The 22,910-nt window shown below is 67.0% G+C and carries 22 protein-coding genes; 12 read left to right on the top strand and 10 right to left on the bottom strand.

Annotated features, from left to right (window positions below; genetic code table 11):
• Nucleotides 1–257: 257 nt before the first annotated feature.
• On the top strand, nt 258–674 hold the full coding sequence (locus J2T47_RS18810) for a hypothetical protein (protein ID WP_253450007.1): 417 nt from the start codon (nt 258–260) through the stop codon (nt 672–674).
• Nucleotides 675–856: 182 nt separating this feature from the next.
• Here J2T47_RS18810 and J2T47_RS18815 read toward each other — a convergent pair whose 3' ends face one another.
• Both J2T47_RS18815 and J2T47_RS18820 read right to left on the bottom strand, forming a co-directional pair.
• A complete protein-coding gene (locus J2T47_RS18815) occupies nt 857–1,081 on the bottom strand; it encodes a DUF2798 domain-containing protein (RefSeq protein ID WP_192296104.1) in 225 nt (74 codons plus the stop codon).
• Complete coding sequence (locus J2T47_RS18820) at nt 1,078–1,668, bottom strand: flavodoxin family protein (protein ID WP_253450010.1); 591 nt, start codon at nt 1,666–1,668, stop codon at nt 1,078–1,080. The genes J2T47_RS18815 and J2T47_RS18820 overlap by 4 nt, the downstream gene beginning before the upstream one ends.
• A 108-nt stretch (nt 1,669–1,776) precedes the next feature.
• Here J2T47_RS18820 and J2T47_RS18825 point away from each other — a divergent pair, with 108 nt between their 5' ends.
• Nucleotides 1,777–2,208: a helix-turn-helix domain-containing protein gene (locus J2T47_RS18825; RefSeq protein ID WP_253450013.1), complete on the top strand. Its 432-nt coding sequence runs from the start codon at nt 1,777–1,779 to the stop codon at nt 2,206–2,208.
• Nucleotides 2,209–2,383: 175 nt separating this feature from the next.
• Here J2T47_RS18825 and J2T47_RS18830 read toward each other — a convergent pair whose 3' ends face one another.
• Complete coding sequence (locus J2T47_RS18830; protein WP_253450016.1) at nt 2,384–3,247, bottom strand: LysR substrate-binding domain-containing protein; 864 nt, start codon at nt 3,245–3,247, stop codon at nt 2,384–2,386.
• A gap of 133 nt (nt 3,248–3,380) precedes the next feature.
• Between J2T47_RS18830 and J2T47_RS18835 the strand changes: the two genes are divergently transcribed.
• Genes J2T47_RS18835 through J2T47_RS18850 form a run of 4 tightly spaced genes read left to right on the top strand, consistent with a single transcriptional unit; the run spans nt 3,381 to nt 7,552 of the window.
• Nucleotides 3,381–4,436 (top strand): agmatine deiminase family protein, encoded by a 1,056-nt coding sequence (locus J2T47_RS18835; protein WP_253450018.1) that lies wholly within the window; start codon nt 3,381–3,383, stop codon nt 4,434–4,436.
• Nucleotides 4,436–5,338, top strand: a complete 903-nt coding sequence (gene aguB, locus J2T47_RS18840) for an N-carbamoylputrescine amidase (RefSeq protein WP_253450022.1) — start codon at nt 4,436–4,438, stop codon at nt 5,336–5,338. Before J2T47_RS18835 ends, aguB begins: the two co-directional genes overlap by 1 nt.
• Nucleotides 5,339–5,340: 2 nt before the next feature.
• Nucleotides 5,341–6,438 carry an extracellular solute-binding protein gene (locus tag J2T47_RS18845; protein WP_253450025.1) on the top strand — a complete coding sequence of 366 codons (1,098 nt, stop codon included), beginning with the start codon at nt 5,341–5,343 and terminating at the stop codon, nt 6,436–6,438.
• Between the two features lie 10 nt (nt 6,439–6,448).
• Complete coding sequence (locus J2T47_RS18850) at nt 6,449–7,552, top strand: agmatine deiminase family protein (protein WP_437180996.1); 1,104 nt, start codon at nt 6,449–6,451, stop codon at nt 7,550–7,552.
• A gap of 146 nt (nt 7,553–7,698) precedes the next feature.
• Here J2T47_RS18850 and J2T47_RS18855 read toward each other — a convergent pair whose 3' ends face one another.
• From J2T47_RS18855 to J2T47_RS18865, 3 genes are all read right to left on the bottom strand, one after another.
• Nucleotides 7,699–8,460 carry an SIR2 family NAD-dependent protein deacylase gene (locus J2T47_RS18855; protein WP_253450028.1) on the bottom strand — a complete coding sequence of 254 codons (762 nt, stop codon included), beginning with the start codon at nt 8,458–8,460 and terminating at the stop codon, nt 7,699–7,701.
• Entirely contained in the window at nt 8,457–9,980 is a 1,524-nt protein-coding gene (locus J2T47_RS18860) for a sensor domain-containing diguanylate cyclase (RefSeq protein WP_253450031.1), read from the bottom strand. Before J2T47_RS18860 ends, J2T47_RS18855 begins: the two co-directional genes overlap by 4 nt.
• A gap of 108 nt (nt 9,981–10,088) precedes the next feature.
• Nucleotides 10,089–11,282 (bottom strand): GGDEF domain-containing protein, encoded by a 1,194-nt coding sequence (locus J2T47_RS18865; protein WP_253450034.1) that lies wholly within the window; start codon nt 11,280–11,282, stop codon nt 10,089–10,091.
• Nucleotides 11,283–11,497: 215 nt separating this feature from the next.
• On the opposite strand from J2T47_RS18865, the gene J2T47_RS18870 reads away from it, so the two are divergent.
• The 3 genes from J2T47_RS18870 to J2T47_RS18880 all read left to right on the top strand — a co-directional run bounded on the left by J2T47_RS18870 (nt 11,498) and on the right by J2T47_RS18880 (nt 14,735).
• The gene (locus J2T47_RS18870; protein ID WP_192382276.1) at nt 11,498–12,118 is read left to right on the top strand and encodes an FMN-binding negative transcriptional regulator; all 621 of its coding nucleotides are present in this window, start codon (nt 11,498–11,500) and stop codon (nt 12,116–12,118) included.
• 110 nt (nt 12,119–12,228) lie between these two features.
• The gene (locus tag J2T47_RS18875; protein ID WP_253450037.1) at nt 12,229–13,407 is read left to right on the top strand and encodes a DUF1624 domain-containing protein; all 1,179 of its coding nucleotides are present in this window, start codon (nt 12,229–12,231) and stop codon (nt 13,405–13,407) included.
• Nucleotides 13,404–14,735 carry an OprD family porin gene (locus J2T47_RS18880; RefSeq protein WP_367399509.1) on the top strand — a complete coding sequence of 444 codons (1,332 nt, stop codon included), beginning with the start codon at nt 13,404–13,406 and terminating at the stop codon, nt 14,733–14,735. Before J2T47_RS18875 ends, J2T47_RS18880 begins: the two co-directional genes overlap by 4 nt.
• On the opposite strand, the gene J2T47_RS18885 is transcribed toward J2T47_RS18880, so the two are convergent.
• Both J2T47_RS18885 and J2T47_RS18890 read right to left on the bottom strand, forming a co-directional pair.
• Nucleotides 14,736–15,137: a hypothetical protein gene (locus J2T47_RS18885; RefSeq protein ID WP_253450039.1), complete on the bottom strand. Its 402-nt coding sequence runs from the start codon at nt 15,135–15,137 to the stop codon at nt 14,736–14,738.
• A 191-nt stretch (nt 15,138–15,328) separates the two neighbouring features.
• On the bottom strand, nt 15,329–17,332 hold the full coding sequence (locus tag J2T47_RS18890) for a peptidase U32 family protein (protein ID WP_253450042.1): 2,004 nt from the start codon (nt 17,330–17,332) through the stop codon (nt 15,329–15,331).
• Between the two features lie 494 nt (nt 17,333–17,826).
• On the opposite strand from J2T47_RS18890, the gene J2T47_RS18895 reads away from it, so the two are divergent.
• The 3 genes from J2T47_RS18895 (at nt 17,827) to J2T47_RS18905 (ending at nt 21,329) form a co-directional block, all read left to right on the top strand.
• The gene (locus J2T47_RS18895) at nt 17,827–18,843 is read left to right on the top strand and encodes an alpha/beta hydrolase (protein WP_253450045.1); all 1,017 of its coding nucleotides are present in this window, start codon (nt 17,827–17,829) and stop codon (nt 18,841–18,843) included.
• A 73-nt stretch (nt 18,844–18,916) separates the two neighbouring features.
• Nucleotides 18,917–19,471 (top strand): antibiotic biosynthesis monooxygenase, encoded by a 555-nt coding sequence (locus tag J2T47_RS18900; protein WP_253450048.1) that lies wholly within the window; start codon nt 18,917–18,919, stop codon nt 19,469–19,471.
• Nucleotides 19,472–19,490: 19 nt separating this feature from the next.
• Nucleotides 19,491–21,329, top strand: coding sequence for an amidohydrolase (locus tag J2T47_RS18905; RefSeq protein ID WP_253450051.1), 1,839 nt, complete (start codon nt 19,491–19,493; stop codon nt 21,327–21,329).
• Nucleotides 21,330–21,642: 313 nt separating this feature from the next.
• Here the strand turns inward: J2T47_RS18905 and J2T47_RS18910 are convergent, their stop codons facing one another.
• Together J2T47_RS18910 and J2T47_RS18915 are read right to left on the bottom strand one after the other, a co-directional pair.
• Nucleotides 21,643–22,401, bottom strand: a complete 759-nt coding sequence (locus tag J2T47_RS18910) for an anti-sigma factor family protein (RefSeq protein WP_253450054.1) — start codon at nt 22,399–22,401, stop codon at nt 21,643–21,645.
• The gene (locus J2T47_RS18915; RefSeq protein ID WP_017520898.1) at nt 22,398–22,907 is read right to left on the bottom strand and encodes a sigma-70 family RNA polymerase sigma factor; all 510 of its coding nucleotides are present in this window, start codon (nt 22,905–22,907) and stop codon (nt 22,398–22,400) included. The genes J2T47_RS18910 and J2T47_RS18915 overlap by 4 nt, the downstream gene beginning before the upstream one ends.
• Nucleotides 22,908–22,910: the final 3 nt, after the last annotated feature.

Below are 22,910 nucleotides of genomic sequence, written 5' to 3' on the forward strand. Positions count from 1 at the left end.
GGTCCGCAGTGACTGGAGAGGCTTCGCTTCATGAGTGTCCGGGCGCTGCGCCGACAGGCCCGGAACGCACCCCGGCGAGATTCCGGGACGAACGGCGTGAAAGCCCGTGCTTGAGCGAGTGAGGGGATATTTCCTACGTGCTGGCTGTCTCACTGGACGAGGAAAAGTCTGGTCAGGGCCCGCGCCCTCGGCTTATAAAACCCCTTCGCCGCTGCAGACCCGCAGGGATGGCGGCCCCACGAGATCAAGGAACGATGATGCGACGAGTCACGATGATTCTGCTCGCTGCCGCCCTGTTGCAGGGCTGTGCGCACCAGAAGACCGGCAACCAGTGCGAAGACAACTTCAACACCGAAGGGGGCTTCATTGCTGGCAAGACCTTCACTTCCAACGTCCAGCTGGACATGCCGGTGGCCAAGGTCTTCGACCGGGCGCAGCAGACGCTGGTGAAGGAAGGCTTCACCATCCAGAGCGCCGACGCGAAGAGCGGCACCATCTCCGCCTACCAGGGCGTGATCCTGAGCAGCCGCAACGCACCGCTGAACGTCGTGGTGGAAAAGTCGGGCTCCGGCTCCAAGGTAAGCTATGTCTTCGTCACCCTGGGCGGCATGTACACCACCGAGGGTGCGGTGCGTGACGGCTTCTGCCGGTTCACCGACGGGATTCGGCAGTAGTCGGTAGTCTCGTGCAGGAGCGGGCCATGCGCGCGATCGCGGGCATGGCCCGCTCCCACAGGGAGCTTGGTTTGTAGGATGGGTGGAGCGCAGCGATACCCATGCTGTGGCGTGGTACGAGGCGATGGGTATCGCTGCGCTCCACGCCATCCTACGTTCGAGGTTCCCTGATATTCCTGGGCCTAAGCGCGGACCAGCCTCTCCACGAGGCGGCGCGTGAGTGGGGCGATGACCAGCACCAGCGGGAAGGCGATGCTCCAGCTGGCGAGCCACGCGCCCAGCCAGAGCTGGGCGAAGGCCGGGGCCAGGCCGACGGCGCGCCAGGTGGAGAGACCGGAGACCAGCAAGGTCATCACGCAGGACAGGATCAGCGCGAAAAGCAGCGGGCCGTAGCGGCGGGCGATCATGCGTGGGCCTCCTGCGCGTGCTCGACCTGCGGCTGATGCAGGCGGCCGAGGGTTTCGGCGAAGTGCTGGCCGAACAGCCGGGCGGTCTTCAGGTCGCCGGGGCAGAAGTCCGCGGCGGTCCTGTCTGCCTGGGCCATCAGCCCGGACCAGGAGCCGAGGCGGTTGGCGGCTTCCTCGGCGGGCACGCCCAGGTGCTGTTCGGGGAGGATCGGGTTGCCGGCCCAGAGCATCCCGTGCTGCATGCAGAAGGTGAACAGCGAGATCAGCGTGGACTGCTTGTCGCCCGCCGGCAGCGCCGACACGGTGAAGCCGGCGGCGAGGCGGCCGCGCAGCTGCTGCTGGCGCCAGAGCGGCCCGGTGGCGTCCATCAGGGCTTTCAGCGGTGCCGAGACGCCGCCCAGGTAGGTTGGTGATCCCAGGATCAGGCCGTGATAGGCGAGCAGCGCTTGCGGCTGCTCGATCAACTCCTGCGCCTTGAGCAGATGCACTTCGCAGCCGGGCACCTGGCGGGCTCCGCTGGCGATGGTCTGGGCGATGTGCTCGGTACGGCCGCTGGCGCTGTGGTAGACGATGGCGATGGTTTTCATGGTTTCTCCGCAGGTTGCACGCAAGGGGAAGGCTGCGAGTGGATTGACCTCGATGGCCTTTGGCGTGAACCTACAAGTTCAAGCGAACTTGAGGTCAAGAGGTGTTCCATGGATATCGCTGACGTGGCCAGACGTTCCGGCGTGCCGGCTTCGACCCTGCGGTTCTACGAGGAGAAGGGGCTGATCGTCTCGCTCGCCAATCCCGGCGCTCGGCGTCAGTTTGCGCCGCAGATTCTCGACCAGCTGGCGTTGATCACGCTCGGGCAGTCGGCGGGCTTCAGCCTGGAGGAAATCCGCTCGATGTTTGCCGGCGACGGCGGGACGAACATCGACCGGCAGATGCTGGCGGCCAAGGCGGATGAGCTGGATGCCACGATCAGGCGGCTGCGGGCGATGAGCCGGGGGCTGCGCCATGCGGCGGCGTGCCCGGCGCCCAGTCATGCGCAGTGTCCGACTTTCCAGAAGCTGGTGAAGGCCGCGGGGGAGAGTGCGCTGGAGGGGAAGAAGGAGCGGGGGAGGTTGAGGAAGGGGAAGGGCTGAGAGTTCGGTGCGGGGCTTGCCGGCGGGCACCAGATCCCGAATGTGCGGAAGGTTCCCAACGCCGGCCCTGCCGGCGGTTCGCGGGCATGGCCCGCTCCTACAATTTCGTAGGGCGAATAACCCGGAACGGCGTTATCCGCCGGCTTGGCGGATAACGCCGTAGGCGTTATGCGCCCTACAGGGGAAGCCCCAGCGCTTTCTCCAGCCACTCGCAGAATCCCACCGCCTGCGCATTGCGCTCACTTTGCTGATGCACCAGCAGCGACCAGTTCGGCCCGCGCACGGTCTGCTCGCTGAGCGGGGTCAGCAGGTCGTTGCTGCGGGCATCGCCGGCCAGCAGCTGGCTCACCAGGGCAACGCCCAGCCCCTGGCTGGCGGCATCCAGCAGCAGGCCGGGGTCGGAGAAGTTCAGTCCTTCGCTGCGCTGGCCGACGTCGGCGCCGCCCTGCAGTTGCCAGTGCGCCCAGTCCATTTCCCGTTCGCCGTGCAGGGTGGTGCGCGCCGCTTCCGGCTGCGCCAGCAGCGAGGGATGGCAGGCCGGGTAGAGGCGATCCTCCAGCAGCACGCGGAAGCGGCACTCGGCCTGGGCGGTGAGGTCGTCGCGAACGGCGATGTCGATGGTCTGGGTGGCCATGTCCGGGGTTTCGTCAGTGGTCAGCAGCCAGAGGTCGATCTGCGGGTGGCGCGCGTGGAAGTCGCCCAGGCGCGGCACCAGCCAGTGCCGGGCGAAGGCCGGGGTGGTGTTGACCACCAGCTGGTTCGGCTTGCGGTACTGGTCCAGGCGGCGGATGCCCACGGCCAGTTGCTGCAGCATGGATTGCGTGGTGCTGAGCAGGTCGGCGCCGGCGTCGGTCAGCGCCACCTTGCGCCCGGAGCGATAGAACAACGGTTGCTCGACGAAGCTTTCCAGGCTGCGGATCTGCTGGCTGATGGCCGACTGGGTGAGGTGCAGTTCCTCGGCGGCCTTGTGGAAGCTGCCCAGGCGTGCGGCGGCTTCGAAACCGCGCAGGGCATTCAGGGGTGGCCAGTGTTTGAGCATGATTGATAAGTCTGCCTAATCAGATTTGCGCAAAATCTATCGTTTGTTGTCGCGATTTTACAGGCCTAGCATGGTTATCAGGCGCCGCTTAATCCTTTCCTTCCGATAAAAATTCCTTACCAAAGGTTCGAGTATGCATCGCAATGACGATAGGCAGAACGGCTGGCGCATGCCCGCCGAATGGGTCAACCACGCGGCGACCTGGATGGCATTCCCGCACAACCGTCCGCTCTGGGAGGGCGGCTGGCACGTGACCCTGGAGCAGGTGCAGGAAGACTTTGCCCGCGTCGCCAACGGCATTGCCCGCTTCGAGCCGGTGAAGCTGGTGGTGGACCCGTCCGCCATGGCCCGTGCCGCCGAGCTTTGCGGGGCCAACATCGAGCTGGTGCCGCTGCCCATCGACGACAGCTGGTGCCGCGATTCGGGGCCGACTTTCGTCTGCCATCCGCAGCACGGCGTGGCCGGCGTGAGCTGGCGCTTCAACGCCTGGGGCGGCAAGTCCGAACACACCCTGGACGAAGGCCTGGGCCGCCGCATCCTCAACACCCTCGGTTTGGATTGCTTCGGCACGCCGCTGGCCAACGAGGGCGGGGCGATCCACGTGGATGGCGAGGGCACGCTGATCACCACCGAGTCGGTGCTGCTCAACCCCAACCGCAACCCGGGCGTCAGCAAGCGCGAGATGGAGGAAATCTTCAGCCGCCTGCTCGGCGTGACCAAGACCATCTGGCTGCCGGGCGACCCGCAGTACGTGACCGGCGACATGACCGACGGCCACGTCGACGGCGTCTGCGCCTTCGCTCGCCCCGGCGTGCTGCTGGTGGACGCCACCCACGATGCTTCCAGCACCTACGCCGAGGTGGCGCGCGAGAACCGTCGCGCGCTGGAGCTGGCCACCGACGCCAACGGCCGCTCCTTCGAGCTGATCGAGCTGTTCGAAGCCAGCGCGGCGGTGGACCCGGAAGCAGAAGTCTTCTGCGCCTCCTACACCAACTTCTACCTCGCCAATGGCGCGGTGATCATGCCGGCCTACGGCATTGCCGCCGACGACGAAGCCGCTGCGGTATTGGCCCGCGCCTTCCCCGGCCGTGAAGTGGTGCCGGTGCGCATCAACCACCTGGCCCACGGCGGTGGCGGCGTGCACTGCATCACCCAGCAGCAGCCGGCCTGGCCGCTGGGAGGCCTGTGATGGGCAAGCTGACCGTCGCTGTCCTGCAGTTTTCCTGCAGCTGGGACCTGCCGCGCAACCTTGCCGAAGCCGAACGCCACGTGCGCGCGGCAGCGGCAGCGGGGGCGAAGCTGATCCTCCTGCCCGAGCTGTTCGCCACGCCGTACTTCTGCATCGAACAGGACCATCGCCACCTGGCGCTGGCCCAGCCGTATGACGACAGCCCGCTGCTGCAGCGCTTCGCCAAGCTGGCGGCAGAGCTGAACGTGGTGCTGCCGATCAGCTGGTTCGAGCGCGCCGGCAACGCCTACTTCAACTCGCTGACCGTGGCCGACGCCGACGGCAGCCTGCTCGGGGTGTACCGCAAGACGCACATCCCCAACGCCATCGGCTACCAGGAGAAGGAGTACTTCAGCCCCGGCGATACCGGCTTCCGTGTCTGGGATACCGCCGTCGGCCGCCTCGGCGTGGGCATCTGCTGGGACCAGTGGTTCCCCGAGACCGCCCGCTGCCTGGCGCTGCAAGGGGCGGAAATGCTGCTGTTCCCCACCGCCATCGGCTCCGAGCCGGGCGCCGAGCAACTGGACTCCCGCGACCACTGGCAGACCGCCCAGCGCGGCCACGCCGCCGCCAACCTGCTGCCAGTGCTGGCAGCCAACCGCATCGGCGAAGAAGTGGCGTCCAGCGATGACGCTCTGCGCATGCGCTTCTACGGCTCGTCCTTCATCACCGACCACAAGGGTGCGCTGCTGGCCGAGGCCGGGCGCAACGAGGCCGCCGTGCTGGTGCGCGAGCTGGACCTCGACCTGGCCCGCGAGGAGCGCCTGACCTGGGGCGTCTACCGCGACCGCCGCCCGGAAATGTACGGCCCGCTGCTCGGCCTCGACGGCCGCCACCTGCACCCGCGCTGGCAAGGAGTCTGACCATGAACAAGCACCTGCTGATCGGCGCGCTGGGGTTGTCCCTGGCGTGCACCCTGCAACCGGCCACGGCCGAAGAGAAGGTCCTGCGCCTGTTCAACTGGGCGGATTACTTCGCCCCCGACACCCTGGCCAACTTCACCCAGGAAACCGGCATCCGCGTCATCTACGACGTGATGGACAGCAGCGAGACCCTGGAGGCCAAGATGATGGCCGGGCACAGCGGCTACGACCTGATCTTCCCCGGCGATACCGTCGCCGAGCGCCTGATGCGCGCCGGCGCCTTGCAGAAGCTCGACGACAGCAAGCTGGAGCACCTGGGCGACATCGAGTCGGGCCTGCGCGACCTGCAGACCAAGTACCCGTACTCGCGGCATGCCGTGGTGCCCTATACCTGGGGCAGCATCGGTCTGACCTACAACCAGGCGAAGATCGAGCAGCGCATGCCCGGCGCACCGGTGAACAGCCTCGACCTGATGTTCAAGCCGGAAATGGCCAAGCACTTCGCCGACTGCGGCATCTCGATGATCGATTCGCCGGACGAAGTGCTCGCCGTGGTGCTCAACTACCTCGGCCGCGACCCGCGCAGCGGCAAGCCGCAGGACCTGAGCGAGGCGCTGGCGGTGCTCAATGGCATCCGCCCGTACATCCGCAAGTTCCAGTCGCAGCCGGTGACCCAGCTGGTGAATGGCGACCTCTGCCTGTCGCTGGGTTACAGCGGCGACGTGATCCAGTCGCAACGCGCCGCCGACGAAGCGAAGAAGCCCGAGCGCTTCGAGTACCGCGTGCCGCGCGAAGGTACCTCGGTATGGATGGACACCATGGCCATTCCCGCCGACGCACCGCACCCCGAGTACGCCTACGCGCTGATCAACTACCTGATGCGCCCGGACGTGATGGCGGCCATCAGCAACGCCACCGGCTACCCGACGTCCAACGCCAAGGCGCGGCCGATGGTCGAGGCAAGCATGCGCGACAACCCGGACATCTATCTTGATGAGAAGGCGTACGCGCGGCTGTTCCCCGGCAAGGACATCCCGCAGCGCGACATGCGTGCGCGGATGCGTACCTGGACCAGTTTCAAGACCGGCACCGGCGGCTGAGGAGGCGAGGATGATGACACGCAGGAACCTGCTCGGCGCCGGCATGACCCTGGCGACGGGCCTCGGGCTCGGCCTGGGCCGCGTCGCCCTGGCGGCGAAGCCCTGGTACATGCCCGACGAGCACCGCAAGCAGGAGCGGGTGTTCGTTGCCTATGCGGCGAGCGCCGACGTCTGGGAAGACCTGGCGCCCGATGTGAACGCCACGGTGGCGCGGCTGGCCCGCGCCATCGCCGAGTTCCAGCCGGTGACGGTGCTCTGCCGGCCGGAGCAGCAGGCCGAGGCGAAGCGCGCGTGCAGCGGGGAGAACGTCGACTTCCTGCCGGTGCCGGTGGATGACATCTGGGTGCGCGACTACGGCGGCTGCTTCCTGGTCAACGATGCGCCGGGCGGCCTGGCGCTGGCCGACTTCAACTTCAACGGCTGGGGCGGCAAGCAACACGCCGAGCGCGACCGCGAAGTCTCGGCCGCCCTTGCCGAGGACGTGGAGGCGAAGGCCATCATCAGCGAACTGTGCGGGGAGGGCGGCGGCATCGAGGTGGACGGCCACGGTACGGCGATCTTCACCGAGAGCTGCTGGCTCAACGACAACCGCAACCCGGGCTGGGCCCGCCCGCGTATCGAGGCGGAGCTCAAGCGTATGCTCGGGCTGCGCAAGGTGATCTGGCTGCCGGGCATTCGCGGCAAGGACATCACCGATGCCCACGTGGACTTCTACGCACGCTTCGTCGAGCCGGGCGTGGTGGTGGTCAACCTGGACAACGACAAGCGCTCCTACGACTACGAGGTCACCCGCCGGCACCTGGAGATCCTGAGGACCGCCACCGACGCCGATGGGCGCCCGTTGAGGGTGCACACCTTGCCGCCACCGATGAAGCCCAAGCCCAGCGCGTACAACCGTGACAACCCGGACTTCGCCGCCGGCTACATCAACTACCTGCCGGTGAACGGCGGGGTGATCGCGCCGAAGTTCGGCGATGCGGCGGCGGACGAGCATTGCCATGCCTTGCTCAGCGAGCTGTATCCGGATCGCGAGATCGTCCAGCTGAACATCGACCCGATTGCGGCGGGCGGCGGTGGCATCCACTGCGTGACTTTGCAGATGCCGGCGGTTTAGCGGGGGGCTCTTCGTAGGAGCGAGCTTGCTCGCGAACAATCACTCCTGGCGGCATCACGGTTGGGCGGGTTCGCGAGCAAGCTCGCTCCTACAGACATGCCATTGCCGGGTGTACCACGGGGAGCAGCGTAGGTGGCGTGTGTGTCCTACGACGGGAAAGCTGCGTCGATCAGCGCCGGGAGCGCGACACCAGCGGCACTGGCCACCGCGAAATCACGCTCGCCATGCAACGGGCCGGGAGCGGGGTTGATGTGCAGGACGGTAGCACCGGAGCGCCAGGCGACCTGGGGAACTTCCGCTGCCGGGTAGACGACGCCAGACGTCCCGACCGAGATCAGCAGGTCGCACTGTTCGGCCGCCTGGAAGGCATGGCTGATGGCGTCCACCGGCAGGCTTTCGCCGAACCACACCACGCCGGGGCGCAGCGGGCCGCCGCAATGGGCGCAGGCCGGCGGTTGTACGCGGCGGCCGGCCACGGGCTCGTCCGGTACCGGCAGTGGCGCATCGGGCGCGCGCTGGCACTGGAAGCAGCGCGGGCGCTCCAGCTGGCCGTGCAGGTGGGTGACGTCCTGGCTGCCGGCGCGCTCGTGGAGGTCATCGACGTTCTGGGTAATCAGCGTGAGCCTGGGCACCTTGGCCGCCAGCGCGGCGATGGCCAGGTGCGCAGGGTTGGGCTGCGCGCGGTGGACCACGCTGCGCCGCCATTCGTACCAGCCCCAGACCAGCGCCGGGTCGGCGCGGAAGGCTTCGGCGGTGGCCAGGGAGGCGGCGTCGAAACGCTCCCAGAGCCCGGTGAGACGGTCGCGGAAGGTGGGAATGCCGCTCTCGGCGGAAACCCCGGCTCCGCTGAACACCACGACGTGACGGGCCTTGCGCAGCCCATCCAGGAGCGCGGGGTCGAAGATCATTGCGGGGTTCCCTGCGGCGTCGGCGCGCTTTCCAGGCGGTTGCGGCCGGCGGCCTTGGCGCGGTACAGCGCGCGGTCGGCGGCTTCGATGAGGGCCTGTGGGCTGCTGTCGCTGCCACCGGGCAGGGTGGCGATGCCGATGCTGGCGGTGATGCGCCCCAGTGGACTGCCCGCGTGAGTGAGGTTGGCGCCCTTCAGGCGCTGCATGAACTGCTCGGCCACGGCCTGGGCGCCGTCGAGGCCGGTGTTGGGCAGGATCACCGCCAGTTCCTCGCCGCCATAGCGCGCCGCGAGATCGGCGGGGCGCCGCACGCTGTCGGCGAGGACGCGGCCGATGCGCCGCAGGCAGTCGTCACCGGCGGGGTGGCCGTAGGTGTCGTTGAAGCGCTTGAAATGGTCCACGTCGATCAGCAACAGCCCCAGCGGCGAGCGATCGCGGTGGGAGCGGCGCAGTTCGGCGATCAGGTGGTCGTCGAAGCTGCGGCGGTTCTCCAGGCCGGTGAGCGGGTCGCGCGAGGCGAGCACTTCCAGCTGGCGATTGGCCTTGAGCAGCTCTTCGCGGGCGTCGCGCAGCAGGCGCTCGGTGCCGATGCGGCGCTGGATGGCGAGGATCAGCAGGCTGCCGATGACGACGACGACCATCAGCAGGCCGAAGGCGATGGCCACCGTGCGCAGGGCGTCGGCAGCCCAGGCGGCCAGGGCTTCATCCTTGCCCAGGGCGACCGAGGTCACCAGCGGGTAGCGCTCGTTCTTGCGGAAGGCGTAGATGCGCTCGATGCCGTCCAGCGAGGAGGCGAAGGTCGCGCTGCCGACCGTGGCGCTGTCCAGGTACTGGGTGAAGATCGGCGAGCGCGACAGCACGCGGCCCATGTCGCTTTCGCGGAAGGGATAGCGCACCAGCACCTGGCCGTTGCTGGTGGCCACGCCGATGGCGCCGGTCTTGCCGATGTCGATCTTGCCGAACAGGCGGAGGAAGTCCTGCACGCCGAGGGCGGCGACTATCACCCCGGCGAAGTGGCCCTGGGCGTCGTTGTAGCGGCGGCTGACGGTGATCACCCAGACGCCGGTGGAGCGGCTGTGGATCGGCTCGCCGATGTAGGCGTCCAGCGAGGGGTTGTCGCGGTGGTGGATGAAGTAGGCGCGGTCGGCGCTGTTGGAGCCCGGCGGGAAGGGTCCGGTGGAGGTCATCAGCCAGTTGCCCTGGGCATCGTAGATGCCGACGCCATTGAGCTGCACCAGCAGGTGCTGCTGGCGTTGCACGAGCTCGTTGATGCGTTGCAGTGGTGCGGTGCCGGTGCCTTCATGCTCCAGGCGCTCGGCCAGGTCGAGCAGGAGCATGGAGCTCTGGGTGACGATGCCTTCGACGTAGGTGTCCAGTGCCTGGGTGAGGTTGAGGTTGTGCGTGGTGGTTTCCGTCAGCGTGCGCTCGCGCGCCGACCACAGCTCCCAGGCCGTGGCGGCGGCCACGGCAAGGCTGATGATCGACAGCAGGAGGATGGCTAGGCGGATGTCGCGTTTCACACTGGCCTCGATGGGACATTCCCTGTGGCGTTTACCGCGTGTGGCGGGCATCGCCCGGCAGCAGAACAGGGAGACGCCGGCCACGCGTGCCGGGTTACGTGTCGTTCGTCAGACGCCCGGCATGCCGCTGAGTTGCACACGGTTGCGACCTTTCTGCTTGGCGACGTACAGGTGCCGGTCGCAGCGGGCCAGCAGTTCGCGCGGTTCGTTCAGGCCGCCTTCATTGGCCATCGCCGCGCCAAGGCTGATGGTCAGGAAGCGCAGGCTGTCGGGCCGGTACAGATGTTCGATGCCCAGGCTTGTCACCTGTTCGCGCAGCCGTTCGGCGACGCAACGCAGGTCTTCGGCACTGGTCGCCTCCAGCAGGATGGCGAACTCCTCGCCGCCATAACGATAGACGTTGGCGCGCCCGCCGCGCAGGGTGCCCACCAGGCTCTCGGCCACCTGGCACAGGCAGCGGTCGCCGGCCTGGTGGCCGTAGTGGTCGTTGTAGGGCTTGAAGTAGTCAATGTCGGCCATCAGCAGGGCGAAGGGCCGGCCGTGGGCGCGCATGCCGTGCCAGCTCTCGTTGAGCTGCAGGTCCAGGGCGCGGCGGTTGCCCACGCCGGTTAGGCCGTCGGTGGCGGCCAGCTCCTGCAGGCGCAGGTTGAGCGCGGCCAGTTCGGTGCGCTGGCGCTTTTCCTCGAGGTCGGCGAGGAAGGCCTGGTGCACGCCCTTGATGTTGGTCCAGCTGATGAACAGGCTGAACAGTGCGACCGGCAAGTAGACCAGGGTGAAGATCAGCAGCGGCTTGGTGGCGCCGTCGTGGATCAGCCAGACGTTGTAGAGAATGATCGTCGAGATGATCGCCGAGACCAGCGCGATGCCCTTGAACGAGTAGCGCACCCCCAGGTTGCCGAGCAGGATGAACACCACCGAGGCGTAGAGGAAGAACGGCACGTCGGGCGAGGCGCTGCGCTTGAGCAGCTCGAACCAGGCGATGGTGGAGATGATGTCGTGCACCGGCATCAGCAGGTCCATCACCAGCACACTGCGACTGAAGCGGAACACCAGGAAAATGTTGAGCAGGCCGAGCAGGCTCAGTCCCGTGCGCAGGAACAGCGATTCCTTGGCCATGTCCGGGATCAGCAGGGCGTCGGCGAGCACGTAGGAGTCGTAGGCGGCCATGGCGATGAAATTGATCGCCAGCAGGAAGCGCCGGTAATGCTGGACCACGTACGCCTTGTAGGCATCCTGCAGGCGTGGCGGAATTTTCCCCTGGGACTGCCGGGGCGGAGCGGCGGGGAACTCGGGTACGGTCATCGAGAGTGGGAGCCTGTGTCTGCCATCCAGGGCGAATGCTGGCCAAGGGCTAGAGTAGGGTGGCGGCACCATCGCCGTCCAGCGGGGCGATGCATAGGCTGTACCAAAATACCGGTCGCCGCCGATTGGTTCTTTCGCTTGAGCTGCTAATGGATCTTTATAGGGTTCCAATGCGGCGGCATGATGACCGCCATCACTTGCTGTCGAGGTCTTTCATGTACGTACCTGCGCATTTCGAGGAAACCCGCCCGGATGAGCTGCACCGGCTGATCCGTGACTATCCCCTGGGCATCCTGGTCACCGGCCACGACGGCCTGCTGGATGCCAACCACCTGCCATTCGAACTGGAGCTCTCCGGCGAGAAACCCCTGCTGCGTGCCCATGTCGCGCGCAACAACCCGGTGTGGCAGGAGGCCGATGGCGAGGAGGTGCTGGTGATCTTCCGTGGCGAGCATGCCTACGTCTCGCCCAACTGGTACCCGAGCAAGCACGAGGCGCACCGCCAGGTGCCGACCTGGAACTACCAGGTAGTGCATGTGCGCGGCCGCCTGAAGGTGATGGACGAAGAGCGCTTCGTGCGCGGCGTGGTCGGCCGCCTGACCCGTACCCACGAAGCCAGCGAGGAAAAGCCCTGGAAGATGAGCGACTCCACCCCGGAGTTCATCAGCGGCATGCTGGCGAACATCGTCGGCATCGAGGTGGAGATCGGCGAGATCATCGGCAAGTCCAAGCTCAGCCAGAACAAGGAAGAACGCGATCGCCTGGGTGCCGCCGAGCGGCTGGAGCAGCTCGGCAGTGGCGAGCTTTCCGCAGCGATGAAGGGTGCGCTGGGCTGAGTCCGTGCCGGTGAGGCCCGTTCCAGACATGTCCGCATGTTTCGAAGGGTTGGCGGATCGGTTGCGTGGAATGTAATAATATTACAATTCACTCGCAATCGATCTCGCCCATGACCTCCGCACTGAGCCCCGCAATACCTTCAATTGCCAAAACCGCCACGCGACTCCACTCCATCGACGCCCTGCGCGGGCTGGTGATCCTCTTCATGCTGCTGGACCACGTCCGCGAGACGTTCTACCTGCACCTGCAGGTGAGCGACCCGATGGACGTGACCCAGACCGACCCAGCGTTATTCATCAGCCGCACCCTGGCGCACCTGTGCGCGCCGGTATTTGTCTTCCTCACCGGGCTTTCCGCCTTCCTCTATGGCGAAAAGCACGAAGGCCGCGCGGCGGTCTACGCCTTCCTGTTCAAGCGCGGGCTGTTCCTGGTGCTGCTGGAAGTCACCCTGGTGAATTTCGCCTGGACCTTCCAGTTCCCGCCCAAGGTCATCTACCTGCAGGTAATCTGGGCCATCGGCCTGAGCATGCTGGCGCTCTCCGTGCTGGTCTGGCTGCCGCGCGCTGCGCTGGTGGTGCTGGGCGTGGTGCTGGTGGCGGGGCATAACCTGCTCGATGGCGTGCACTTCGCCGCCGGCCACTGGGCCCACTTGCCCTGGGCGGTGCTGCATGATCGCGGCTGGATCGAGGTGAGCGACGCGCTGCGCCTGCGCACGTCGTATCCGCTGCTGCCGTGGATCGGTGTGATCGCCCTCGGGTATGCCGCAGGGCCCTGGTTCGCTCGCTCGGCCGATGCCGCCCGGCGCACCCGCAACCTGCTACTGGCGGCGGCCATCGCGCTGGGCGGTTTCATCGTCCTGCGGCTGAACAACGGCTACGGCGAGAAGCCCTGGGGTGACGGCGACAACAGCGTGCAGCTGGCGATGAGCTTCCTCAACATCACCAAGTACCCGCCGTCGCTGCTGTTCCTGGCGCTGACCCTGGGTATCGGCCTGCTCCTGCTGGTGTTCTTCGAGCGTCGCGGGCAGGGCGCACTGGCGCGCTGGCTGGCGGTGTTCGGCGCCGCACCGATGTTCTTCTACCTGCTGCACCTCTATGTACTGAAGCTGCTCTACCTGGCCGCCGTGGCGATCTGGGGGCTGAATCAGGGGCAGTACTTCGGCTTCGATTCGGTGTGGGCCGTCTGGGTTGGTGCGCTGGTGCTGATCGTCGCGCTGTACCCGCCGGTGCACTGGTTCGCCGGGCTCAAGGCCCGTCGTCGCGACATCGCCTGGCTGAAGTACCTGTGAGGCTGCGCAGTTCCGCCGTGCTGCTGGCCCTGTCCGCACCGGCGTTTGGCGCGGCGCAGGAGGAGTCCGGCGGCTTCATCGAGGACAGCCGCTGGAGCCTGCTCAACCGCACGGTGTTCGATCAGCGTGAATACCGCCACGGCGACCGCAACAGTGGCGCGCGCAATGCCTACAAGCCTCGCAGTGAGCGCAACGGCTACGCGCAAGAATGGGCTTATGGCCTGATGGGCAGCCTGCAGTCCGGCTTTACCCGGGGCGACGTCGGACTGGGGCTGGACGCGCACCTGTACCAGGGCGTGCTGCTGGACAGCGGCGGTGGCCGTGCCGGCAAGGCCCGGCTGGTCGGCCTGGATAACGAGGGGCATCCCAAGGACAGCTTCGCCCGTGGCGGCGCGGCACTGAAGGCGCGGACGTCTTCGACCACCCTGTGGTGGGGCGAGCAGCGGGTAAAGACGCCGGTATTCAGCTCGTCCGACAGCCGCCTGCTACCGGAAACGGCCACCGGTTTCTTCCTCTCCAGCGAGGAGTTCTCGGGGCTGCGGCTGGTGGCCGGGCACTTTACCGAAAGCACCGACCGCAATGCCTCCAGCCATGATCGCGGCTTCGTGGTGAACTATTCCAACGCCCGCCAGGGCGATGCCTTCGACCTGGCGGGCTTCACCTATGCGCCAGCCAAGTCGGCAAGTCTGAGCCTGTTCACCTCGCGCTACGAGGACAGCTGGCGCCAGGACTACCTCGGCGGCACTTTCAGCCAACCACTGGGGGCGGGGCAGGACTTGTCGCTCAACCTCAATCTCTACCGCACCCGCGATACCGGACAGGCGCTTTCCGGGCGCATCGACAACACCACCTGGAGCCTGCTCGGCGGATACGGCTTTGGCGCGCACCGGTTGAGCCTCGGTTACCAGCAGGTCGATGGCAACACGCCGTTCGACTACGTGACGCGCGGCGCGATCTTCATCACCAATGCGGTGCAACTGTCGGACTTCAATGCGCCCAATGAGCGTTCCTGGCAGCTGCGCTACGACCTGGACCTGGCTTCCTTCGGTGCGCCGGGGCTGTTCATGGCAGCGGCCTACGTACGTGGCACGGACATCGATGGCAGCCATGTCGACCCGCGCGGCGGCTACGCGTACCTGGGCTACGGCGAGGGCGGCAAGCACTGGGAGCGCGACCTGCTGCTGCAATACCGGGTGCCGGAAGGCCCGGCCAAGGGCCTGCGGTTGGTGCTGATGCACAACAGCCACCGCGCCAACGCCGCGCAGGCGGAACTCAATACCGATCAGCTGCGGGTGGCCGTGGAGTATCCGCTGGACGGCGGCTTCTGATCAGAGCCCGCCGAGCAGGTCGTGGGCGTCGAGCAGGCGCCAGGCGATTTCCGGGTTCTTCTCCAGGCCCCGGCGGATCGCGGCGGGGATGGCCTGGCGGGTCTTGCGGCAGAGGCCGGGCTGCTCGTCGAAGTCGAACTCGATGCCGCGCATCGTGCGCACTTCGTTGAAACCGGGGGCGATGTGCAGGCGGATGCCAAGCTGCTCGAAGAGCTTGTGCTGAAGACGCTCGAGATCCGCCAGGTCCTTGAGGTTCTCCAGGCGATCCAGCAGGCGCTGCTCCTCGTGCCGGGTCAGCAGCAGGATGCGCAGGTCGGCGTTGGCGGTTTGCAGCAGGCGTTCCCGGTCGCAGTTGCAGGCGCCGGGCGGGCATTGCTGGCGGAGCGGGGGAGTGGCGGTCATGTCCCGATCATAGCGGGGGATCGGGAGTTTGCGCAGGGGGTTGTCAGCTTGTGGCTCACGGCGTAGCGGGTATGTCCAGCCAACTCCGTCATTGCAGGCCCGTACAGGCTGCTCCCTCTCCCTGAAGGGAGAGGGGACCGCGTTCTGAGCGCGGGCACACTCTGTCATCAGCCGGTTGGCAGTGCGGACGATCAGTGCGCCGGTTTGCGAATGGTCTTGAGCAGGTCTTCCGGGCTGATCTGCCCGACGATGTTGCTCACGCCTTCGCTGCCCGGTTGCGGCAGGCCGAGGATGTGGCCCTTGATCTTGCCGATCACGTGCATCTCGCACGGCTTGCAGTCGAACTTCAGGGTCAGCACTTCGTCGCCGTGGATCAGCTGCATCGGTTGCACCTTGGTGCGCACGCCGGTGACGCCCTTGGCCTGTTTCGGGCACAGGTTGAAGGAGAAACGCAGGCAGTGCTTGGTGATCATCACTGGCACTTCGCCGGTTTCCTCGTGGGCCTCGTAGGCCGCGTCGATCAGCTGCACGCCGTGGCGGTGGTAAAACTCGCGGGCCTTCTCGTTGTACACGTTGTACAGGAAGGACAGGTGCGACTCCGGGTACACCGGCGGCGGGCTGGTCTCGGCCTTGCGGCCACCGCGCGGGTGGGCCTGCACGCGGGCTTCGGTCAGCGCTTCGATGGCCTCGCGGCGCAGCGATTTCAGCTGGGAATTGGGGATGAAGAATGCCTGCGGGGCATCCAGCTCGATCCGGTCGGCGTGGTACTGGGTGGTGCCCAGCTGGCCAAGCAGGTCGTGCAATTGGTCCAGTGCCTGTTCCGGCTTGTTGGCGGCGCCGAACGGGCCGTCCAGGGCGACGCTGGCGGTGACGCCTTCCTCGCTGGTGGCGGTCAGCTCCAGGCGCTCTTCACGCAGTTTGGCGACCCACGACAGGCCGATGCGGCGCTCGGCAGACGTCTTCTGCAGCGCTTGCTGCCAGTTGTGGTCGAGGTTGCGCGACAGCGGGTGGTTCGGACGCAGGCGGTAGAGGCCTTCGGGCATCTCGTTGGGCTCGACGCGGTAGCGGTAGCGCTTCTCGCCGTCTTCCTCGAACTCACCTTTCGGCTCGGCGATGTTGGCGCGGAAACCGACCACTTCGCGCTTCACCAGCACGTTGAGGCCGTCGCCGTTGGACAGCGGGTCCTTGGTCACTACCAGCAGGTCGCGCTTGCCGACCTTTTCCACGGTGCCCACCGGCAGGCCGGTGAAGGTCGGCGAGTCGAAGGCGCCGATGTCGATCTTGCGGTCGCTGACGAAGTAGTCGGTGCTGCCGCGGTGGAAGGTCTTGTCCGGGTCCGGCACGAAGAAGTGGTCGGTGCGGCCGCTGGAGGCGCGTGCCAGGTCCGGGCGCTCGGCGAGGATGCCGTCCAGGCGCTGGCGGTAATAGGCGGTGATGTTCTTCACGTAGCCCATGTCCTTGTAGCGACCTTCGATCTTGAAGGAACGCACGCCGGCGTCGACCAGGGCGCTGAGGTTGGCGCTCTGGTTGTTGTCCTTCATCGACAGCAGGTGCTTCTCGAAGGCCACCACGCGGCCCTGGTCATCCTTCAGGGTGTAGGGCAGGCGGCAGGCCTGGGAACAGTCGCCGCGGTTGGCGCTGCGGCCGGTCTGGGCGTGGGAGATGTTGCACTGGCCGGAGAAGGCCACGCACAGCGCGCCGTGGATGAAGAACTCGATGGCGGCATCGGTCTCGTCGGCGATGGCGCGGATTTCCTGCAGGTTCAGCTCACGGGCCAGTACCAGCTGGGAGAAGCCGGCCTGATCGAGGAACTTCGCCCGCTCCAGGGTGCGGATGTCGGTCTGGGTGCTGGCGTGCAGCTCGATCGGCGGGATGTCCAGCTCCATGATCCCCAGGTCCTGCACGATCAGCGCATCGACGCCGGCGTCGTAGAGCTGGTGGATCAGCGCGCGCGCCGGCTCCAGCTCGTTGTCGTGGAGGATGGTGTTGATCGTGGTGAATACCCGCGCGTGGTAGCGGTGGGCGAACTCCACCAGCTGGGCGATATCGCTCACCTCGTTGCAGGCATTGTGCCGCGCGCCGAAGCTCGGGCCGCCGATGTAGACGGCGTCGGCGCCATGCAGGATGGCCTCGCGGGCGATGGACACATCGCGGGCAGGGCTGAGCAGTTCCAGATGGTGTTTGGGCAGGGACATGGTTTCTTCTTTATCAGGCGTGGCACGGGCAATCGCGCATTGTACCGGCCAAACGCCGCGCCGGCACCCGTGGCGTGCCAGGCGGCGTAACCCCCGGTCGCCCCGGCTGCCCCTGCAGGAGCGGGCCATGCCCGCGAACCGCGAACAACGTCCGCACCAACCGCCGCTCCGATCCCATCGGCTAACCCTTTGTAGGATGGCGTGGAGCGCAGCGATACCCATCGCCCCGTGCACCGGCAGCATGGGTATCGCTGCGCTCCACCCATCCTACGTGCGTGCCAGCGGACTGCGTCCGCGTTGTTTCGGCGCGGGCAGGCATGGCCAGCTCCTACAGGTCGCATCCCCACCTCCGGCAATTCTGCAACGCCCCTTCAGCCCCCCTTGCAGAACTGCAAAGTGACCCTGCAACTCTGTCTATTCCGCGCTTTGCGGGCATGGATCAAGATTCGTTCGTCCTCTCGGAACACCTCTCCCCATTTTCAAGGAACCGAATCATGAACGCCAAGAAATCCCTGCTCGCCGCCTCCCTCGCCCTGGCCATCGGCAACGTCTTCGCCGCCGGCAACCCCACCGTCGAACACAACACCCAGGCCTTCCTCGAAGCCCTGGAAGCCGGCAAGGGCCAGCCGCTGGAAACCCTCTCGCCGAAAGACGCCCGTGGGGTGCTGACCGGCGCCCAGGCTTCGGTGAAGGTCGACCTCTCCGGCACCCAGGTCAGCGAGAAGACCGTGCAGACCACCGTCGGCCCGGTGAAGCTGACCATCGTCCGCCCGGCCGGGGTGAAGGGCACGCTGCCGGTGTTCATGTTCTTCCACGGCGGCGGCTGGGTGCTGGGGGACTACCCGACCCACGCCCGCCTGATCCACGACCTGGTGGTGAACTCCGGCGCGGTGGCGGTCTACGTCGATTACACCCCGTCCCCCGAGGCGCATTACCCGGTGGCCATCAACCAGGCCTACGCCGCCACCCAGTGGGTCGCCGAGCACGGCAAGCAGATCAACGTCGACGGCAAGCGCCTGGCCGTGGCCGGCAACAGCGTCGGCGGCAATATGGCGGCGGTGGTCGCGCTGATGGCCAAGGACAAGGGCACGCCCAAGCTGCGCTTCCAGGCCCTGCTGTGGCCGGTGACCGATGCCAGCTTCGAGACCGGCTCGTACAACCAGTTCGCGCAGGGGCACTTCCTCACCAAGCCGATGATGCAGTGGTTCTGGGACAGCTACACCACCGACCCGAAACAGCGCGCCGAGATCTACGCATCGCCGCTGCGCGCCACCACCGACCAGCTCAAGGGCCTGCCGCCGACCCTGATCCAGACCGCCGAGTCCGATGTGCTGCGTGACGAGGGCGAAGCCTACGCGCGCAAGCTCGACGCCGCCGGTGTGGCTGTCACCTCCGTGCGCTACAACGGAATGATCCACGACTACGGTCTGCTCAATGTGGTCAGCCAGGTGCCGGCGGTACAGGCCGCCATGCGCCAGGCCGGTGCAGAGCTGAAGGTTCACCTGCAGTAAGCCGCTTAGCCAACCAGCCGCTTTCCTCCCTCGCCGTCGGGCGGGGGAGGCCACTTCTCCGGAGGGAACCCAAGTGCGCCAGCCCACGCCGCAAGAATCCGTCACCCTGATCATCCGCCACCGCGCCCGCCCCGACAGCGTCGCCGCCTATGAAGCCATCCTGCGCGAGCTGACCCGCGCCGCCAGCGAGTACCCCGGCCACCTGGGCGTGGACGTGATGCGCCAGGGCGAGCATTTCACTTCGGTGCTGCGCTTCGCCAGCGCCGATGAACTGCAAACCTGGCTCGACTCGCCACAACGCCATGAACTGATCGAGCGCGCCAACCCGCACCTGCTCGACGTCGAGCAGAAGGAACTGCACACCGCCCACGAATTCTGGTTCACCACCCCGGACAACCCGCAGAAACAGCCGCCGCGCTGGAAGCAGGCAGCCATCTCCTACCTGGTGATCCTGCCGCTGGTGATGCTGGTGCCGCAGCTCTGGCGCCCGCTGTTCGCCCAGGTCCCGCTGCTGGGCGGCTTCGTGCCGGCCAACATGCTCATTGTCGCGACCATCGTCCTGCTGGTGGTCTACGTTTTCATGCCACGGGCCACGCGCCTGTTCTCCGCCTGGCTCAATGCCCGCTGATCGAAAGAGGAACATCGCCATGTATGCCGACCTGATCCTGACCAACGGCCGCTTCCACACCGTCGACCGCGAGAAACCCGGAGCCACCGCCGTGGCCATCGCCGACGGCAAGTTCATCGCCGTGGGCAGCGAGGCGGAGGCCATGGCGTTCCGCGCCGGTGCCACCCGCGTCATCGACCTCAAGGGGCGCACCGCGATCCCCGGCCTCAACGACTCGCACCTGCACCTGATCCGTGGCGGGCTGAACTACAACCTCGAACTGCGCTGGGAAGGCGTGCCGTCCCTGGCCGACGCCCTGCGCCTGCTCAAGGAGCAGGCCCTGCGCACGCCGTCGCCGCAATGGGTGCGCGTGGTGGGCGGCTGGAACGAATTCCAGTTCGCCGAAAAGCGCATGCCGACCATCGAGGAGCTGAACCAGGCTGCGCCGGATACGCCGGTGTTCGTCCTGCACCTGTACGACCGCGCGCTGCTCAACCGCGCCGCACTACGCGTGGTCGGTTACACTAAAGACACCCCGAACCCGCCCGGCGGCGAGATCGTCCGCGACAGCAAGGGCGAGCCCACCGGCATGCTGGTGGCGCGGCCCAACGCGATGATCCTCTACGCGACCCTGGCCAAAGGCCCGAAGCTGCCCTTCGACTACCAGGTCAACTCCACCCGCCAGTTCATGCGCGAGCTGAACCGCCTGGGTGTCACCAGCGCCATCGACGCCGGCGGCGGCTTCCAGAACTACCCGGACGACTACCAGGTGATCGAACAGCTGGAGAAGGATAACCAGCTCACCGTGCGCATTGCCTACAACCTGTTCACCCAGAAGCCCAAGGAAGAACTGGCCGATTTCAAGAACTGGACCAGCAGCGTCCAGTACGGGCAGGGCAGCGACTTCCTGCGGCACAACGGCGCTGGCGAGATGCTGGTGTTCTCCGCCGCCGACTTCGAGGACTTCCTCGAGCCGCGCCCGGACCTGCCCGGCAGCATGGAAACCGAGCTGGAGCCGGTGGTGCGCCACCTGGTCGAGCAGCGCTGGCCGTTCCGTCTGCACGCCACCTACGACGAATCCATCTCGCGGATGCTCGACGTGTTCGATAAGGTCAACCGGGACATCCCGTTCAACGGCCTGCACTGGTTCTTCGACCACTGCGAGACCATCTCGCCGAAGAACATCGAGCGGGTGAGGGCGCTGGGCGGCGGCATCGCCATCCAGGACCGCATGGCCTTCCAGGGCGAGTACTTCGTCGACCGCTACGGCAAGCAGGCCGCCGAGGCGACTCCGCCGATCAAGCGCATGCTGGCCGAAGGCGTACCCGTGGGCGCCGGCACTGACGCCACCCGTGTCTCCAGCTACAACCCCTGGACCTCGCTGTACTGGATGGTTAGCGGCAAGACCGTCGGCGGCCTGGAGCTGTACCCGGAAGGGCTGTCCCGCGCCACCGCGCTGGAGCTGTACACCCACGGCAGCGCCTGGTTCTCCAACGAGCAGGGCAAAAAGGGAATGCTCAAGGTCGGGCAGATGGCCGACCTGGCGGTGCTCTCGGCGGACTACTTCAACGTGCCGGAGGAAGAGATCAAGGCCATCGAGTCGGTGCTGACCGTGGTGGACGGCCGCGTGGTATTCGGCAGCGGCGACTTCGAGCGTCAGGCCCCGACCGCCATTCCGGTGCTGCCGGACTGGTCCCCGGTGGCCAAGGTCCCCGGCCACTGGCGCCCGCAGGCACCATTGCAGAATGCTGTGCACCAGTGCGCCGGCTCCTGCGGCGTGCACGGCCACAGCCACGAACGCGCCCGCCAGTCGAGCGTGCCGGTGAGTGATTTCCAGGGATTCTGGGGCGCATTCGGCTGTTCCTGCTTCGCCTTCTGACCCAACCCATGGCCCGCTCCTTGTAGGAGCGGGCCATGCCCTTGACCGGCGGACAACGTCCGCACCGACAGCCCCGCTGATACCTCCGGCTAACGCTTCGTAGGATGGCGTGGAGCCCAGCGATACCCATCGATCTGTGCACCATCAGCATGGATATCGCTTCGCTCCACCCATCCTACGTTTGCTCCAGCGGACTGCGTCCACGTTGTTCCGGCGCCGGCTCAGTCGCAGGCATGGCCAGCTCCTACAGGCCGACCATGCGCTTGCCCTGTAGGAGCGGGCCATGCCCGCGATCTGCGGACAACGTCCGCGCTCAGAACCCCACCAACTGCCCAACGGCCTGCGCCTGCGGATCATCGCTGCGGCTCACCAGCGCATAGTTGTAGCCACCCTGACTCCAGTAGCGTGCCAGCAGGTCGCCATCCGTGCGCTGCCCCTGCGGCAACATCTCGTGGCGCGGGCCTGGCGGGCGGATGAAGAAGGTCAGCCGCCGACCCTGGCCATCCTCATAGATCACCAGCGCCGCTGCGCCCTGTTCGGTGGCCAGCAACCGCGCGCCGACCGTTTTCAGGCCAACCTGCTCCAGCGAGGGCGGCGGCGTGGCGTCCTTCAGGTAGCGCGAAAGCCAGCCACGCAGATCGCCGCCGTCGCGCAGGTCCAGCCCATTCTGGCCGGCGTCGGCAAACAGGCGGTAAGCCTGCACCGCGTCCTGCATCGGCAGCATGCCGCGCAGCATCGCGTCGCCGCGCATCTGCCAGCCGCCCATGCCGCCCACGCCCAGGGCGATCAGCAGGGCCGCCGCCGTGGCCAGGCGCGAGCGTCGCCGCTGCTGGAGCTGGCGGCGAATGCGCGCCGGGTCGAGCTGTTCGGGCAGCGCCCCACGCGCTTGGCCGGCGAAGGCCGCGCGCAGTTGCTGGGCGTCCTGCCGCCAGCCTTCCACGCGCCGGGCGTCGTCCGGGTGGGTGGCCAGCCAGGCTTCCACCCACTGGCGGCGCGCCGGCTCCAGCTGGTCGTCGAGGTAGGCGTGCAGATCCTGTTCCTGGGGAGTGCCGTCGGGGATGCGTTCGTTCATTTCAGTACCCGCAGAGAAGGAGTCGCCGCCTGTCCTTCGCTCAGCGCGCGCAGCGCCGTGCGGGCGCGCGACAGGCGGGACATGACGGTGCCCATGGGAATATCCAGTGCCTCGGCCACCTCGCGGTAGCTCAGGCCCTCGACGCTGACCAGCGTCAGCAGCGCGCGCTGTTCGGCGGGCAGGCGTTCGAAGGCCTCCAGCGTCGAGCGGGCGCTGACGATGTCCTCCGGCGAGGCACTCACCGCGCTGTCCGCGCCGAACAGGCTGAGCAGGCGCGCGTAGCGTTTCGCCCGGCGCTGCCCGTCGATGAAGTGCCGGTAGAGGATCGAGAACAGCCAGGCGCGCAGGTCGCCGTCGTCGCGGCGGCCGGTCCAGGCCGACAGCGCCTTTTCCAGGGTTGCCTGGACCAGGTCGTCGGCGCTGCTCGCGCTGCGGGTCAGCGACAGCGCGAAGCGCCGCAGCCGGGGCAGCAGTTCGCGCAGTGAATGGTCGTCCAGTGAGTGCATCGG

Source organism: Pseudomonas nitroreducens (assembly GCF_024170165.1).
Taxonomy (GTDB): Bacteria; Pseudomonadota; Gammaproteobacteria; order Pseudomonadales; family Pseudomonadaceae; genus Pseudomonas; species Pseudomonas nitroreducens_C.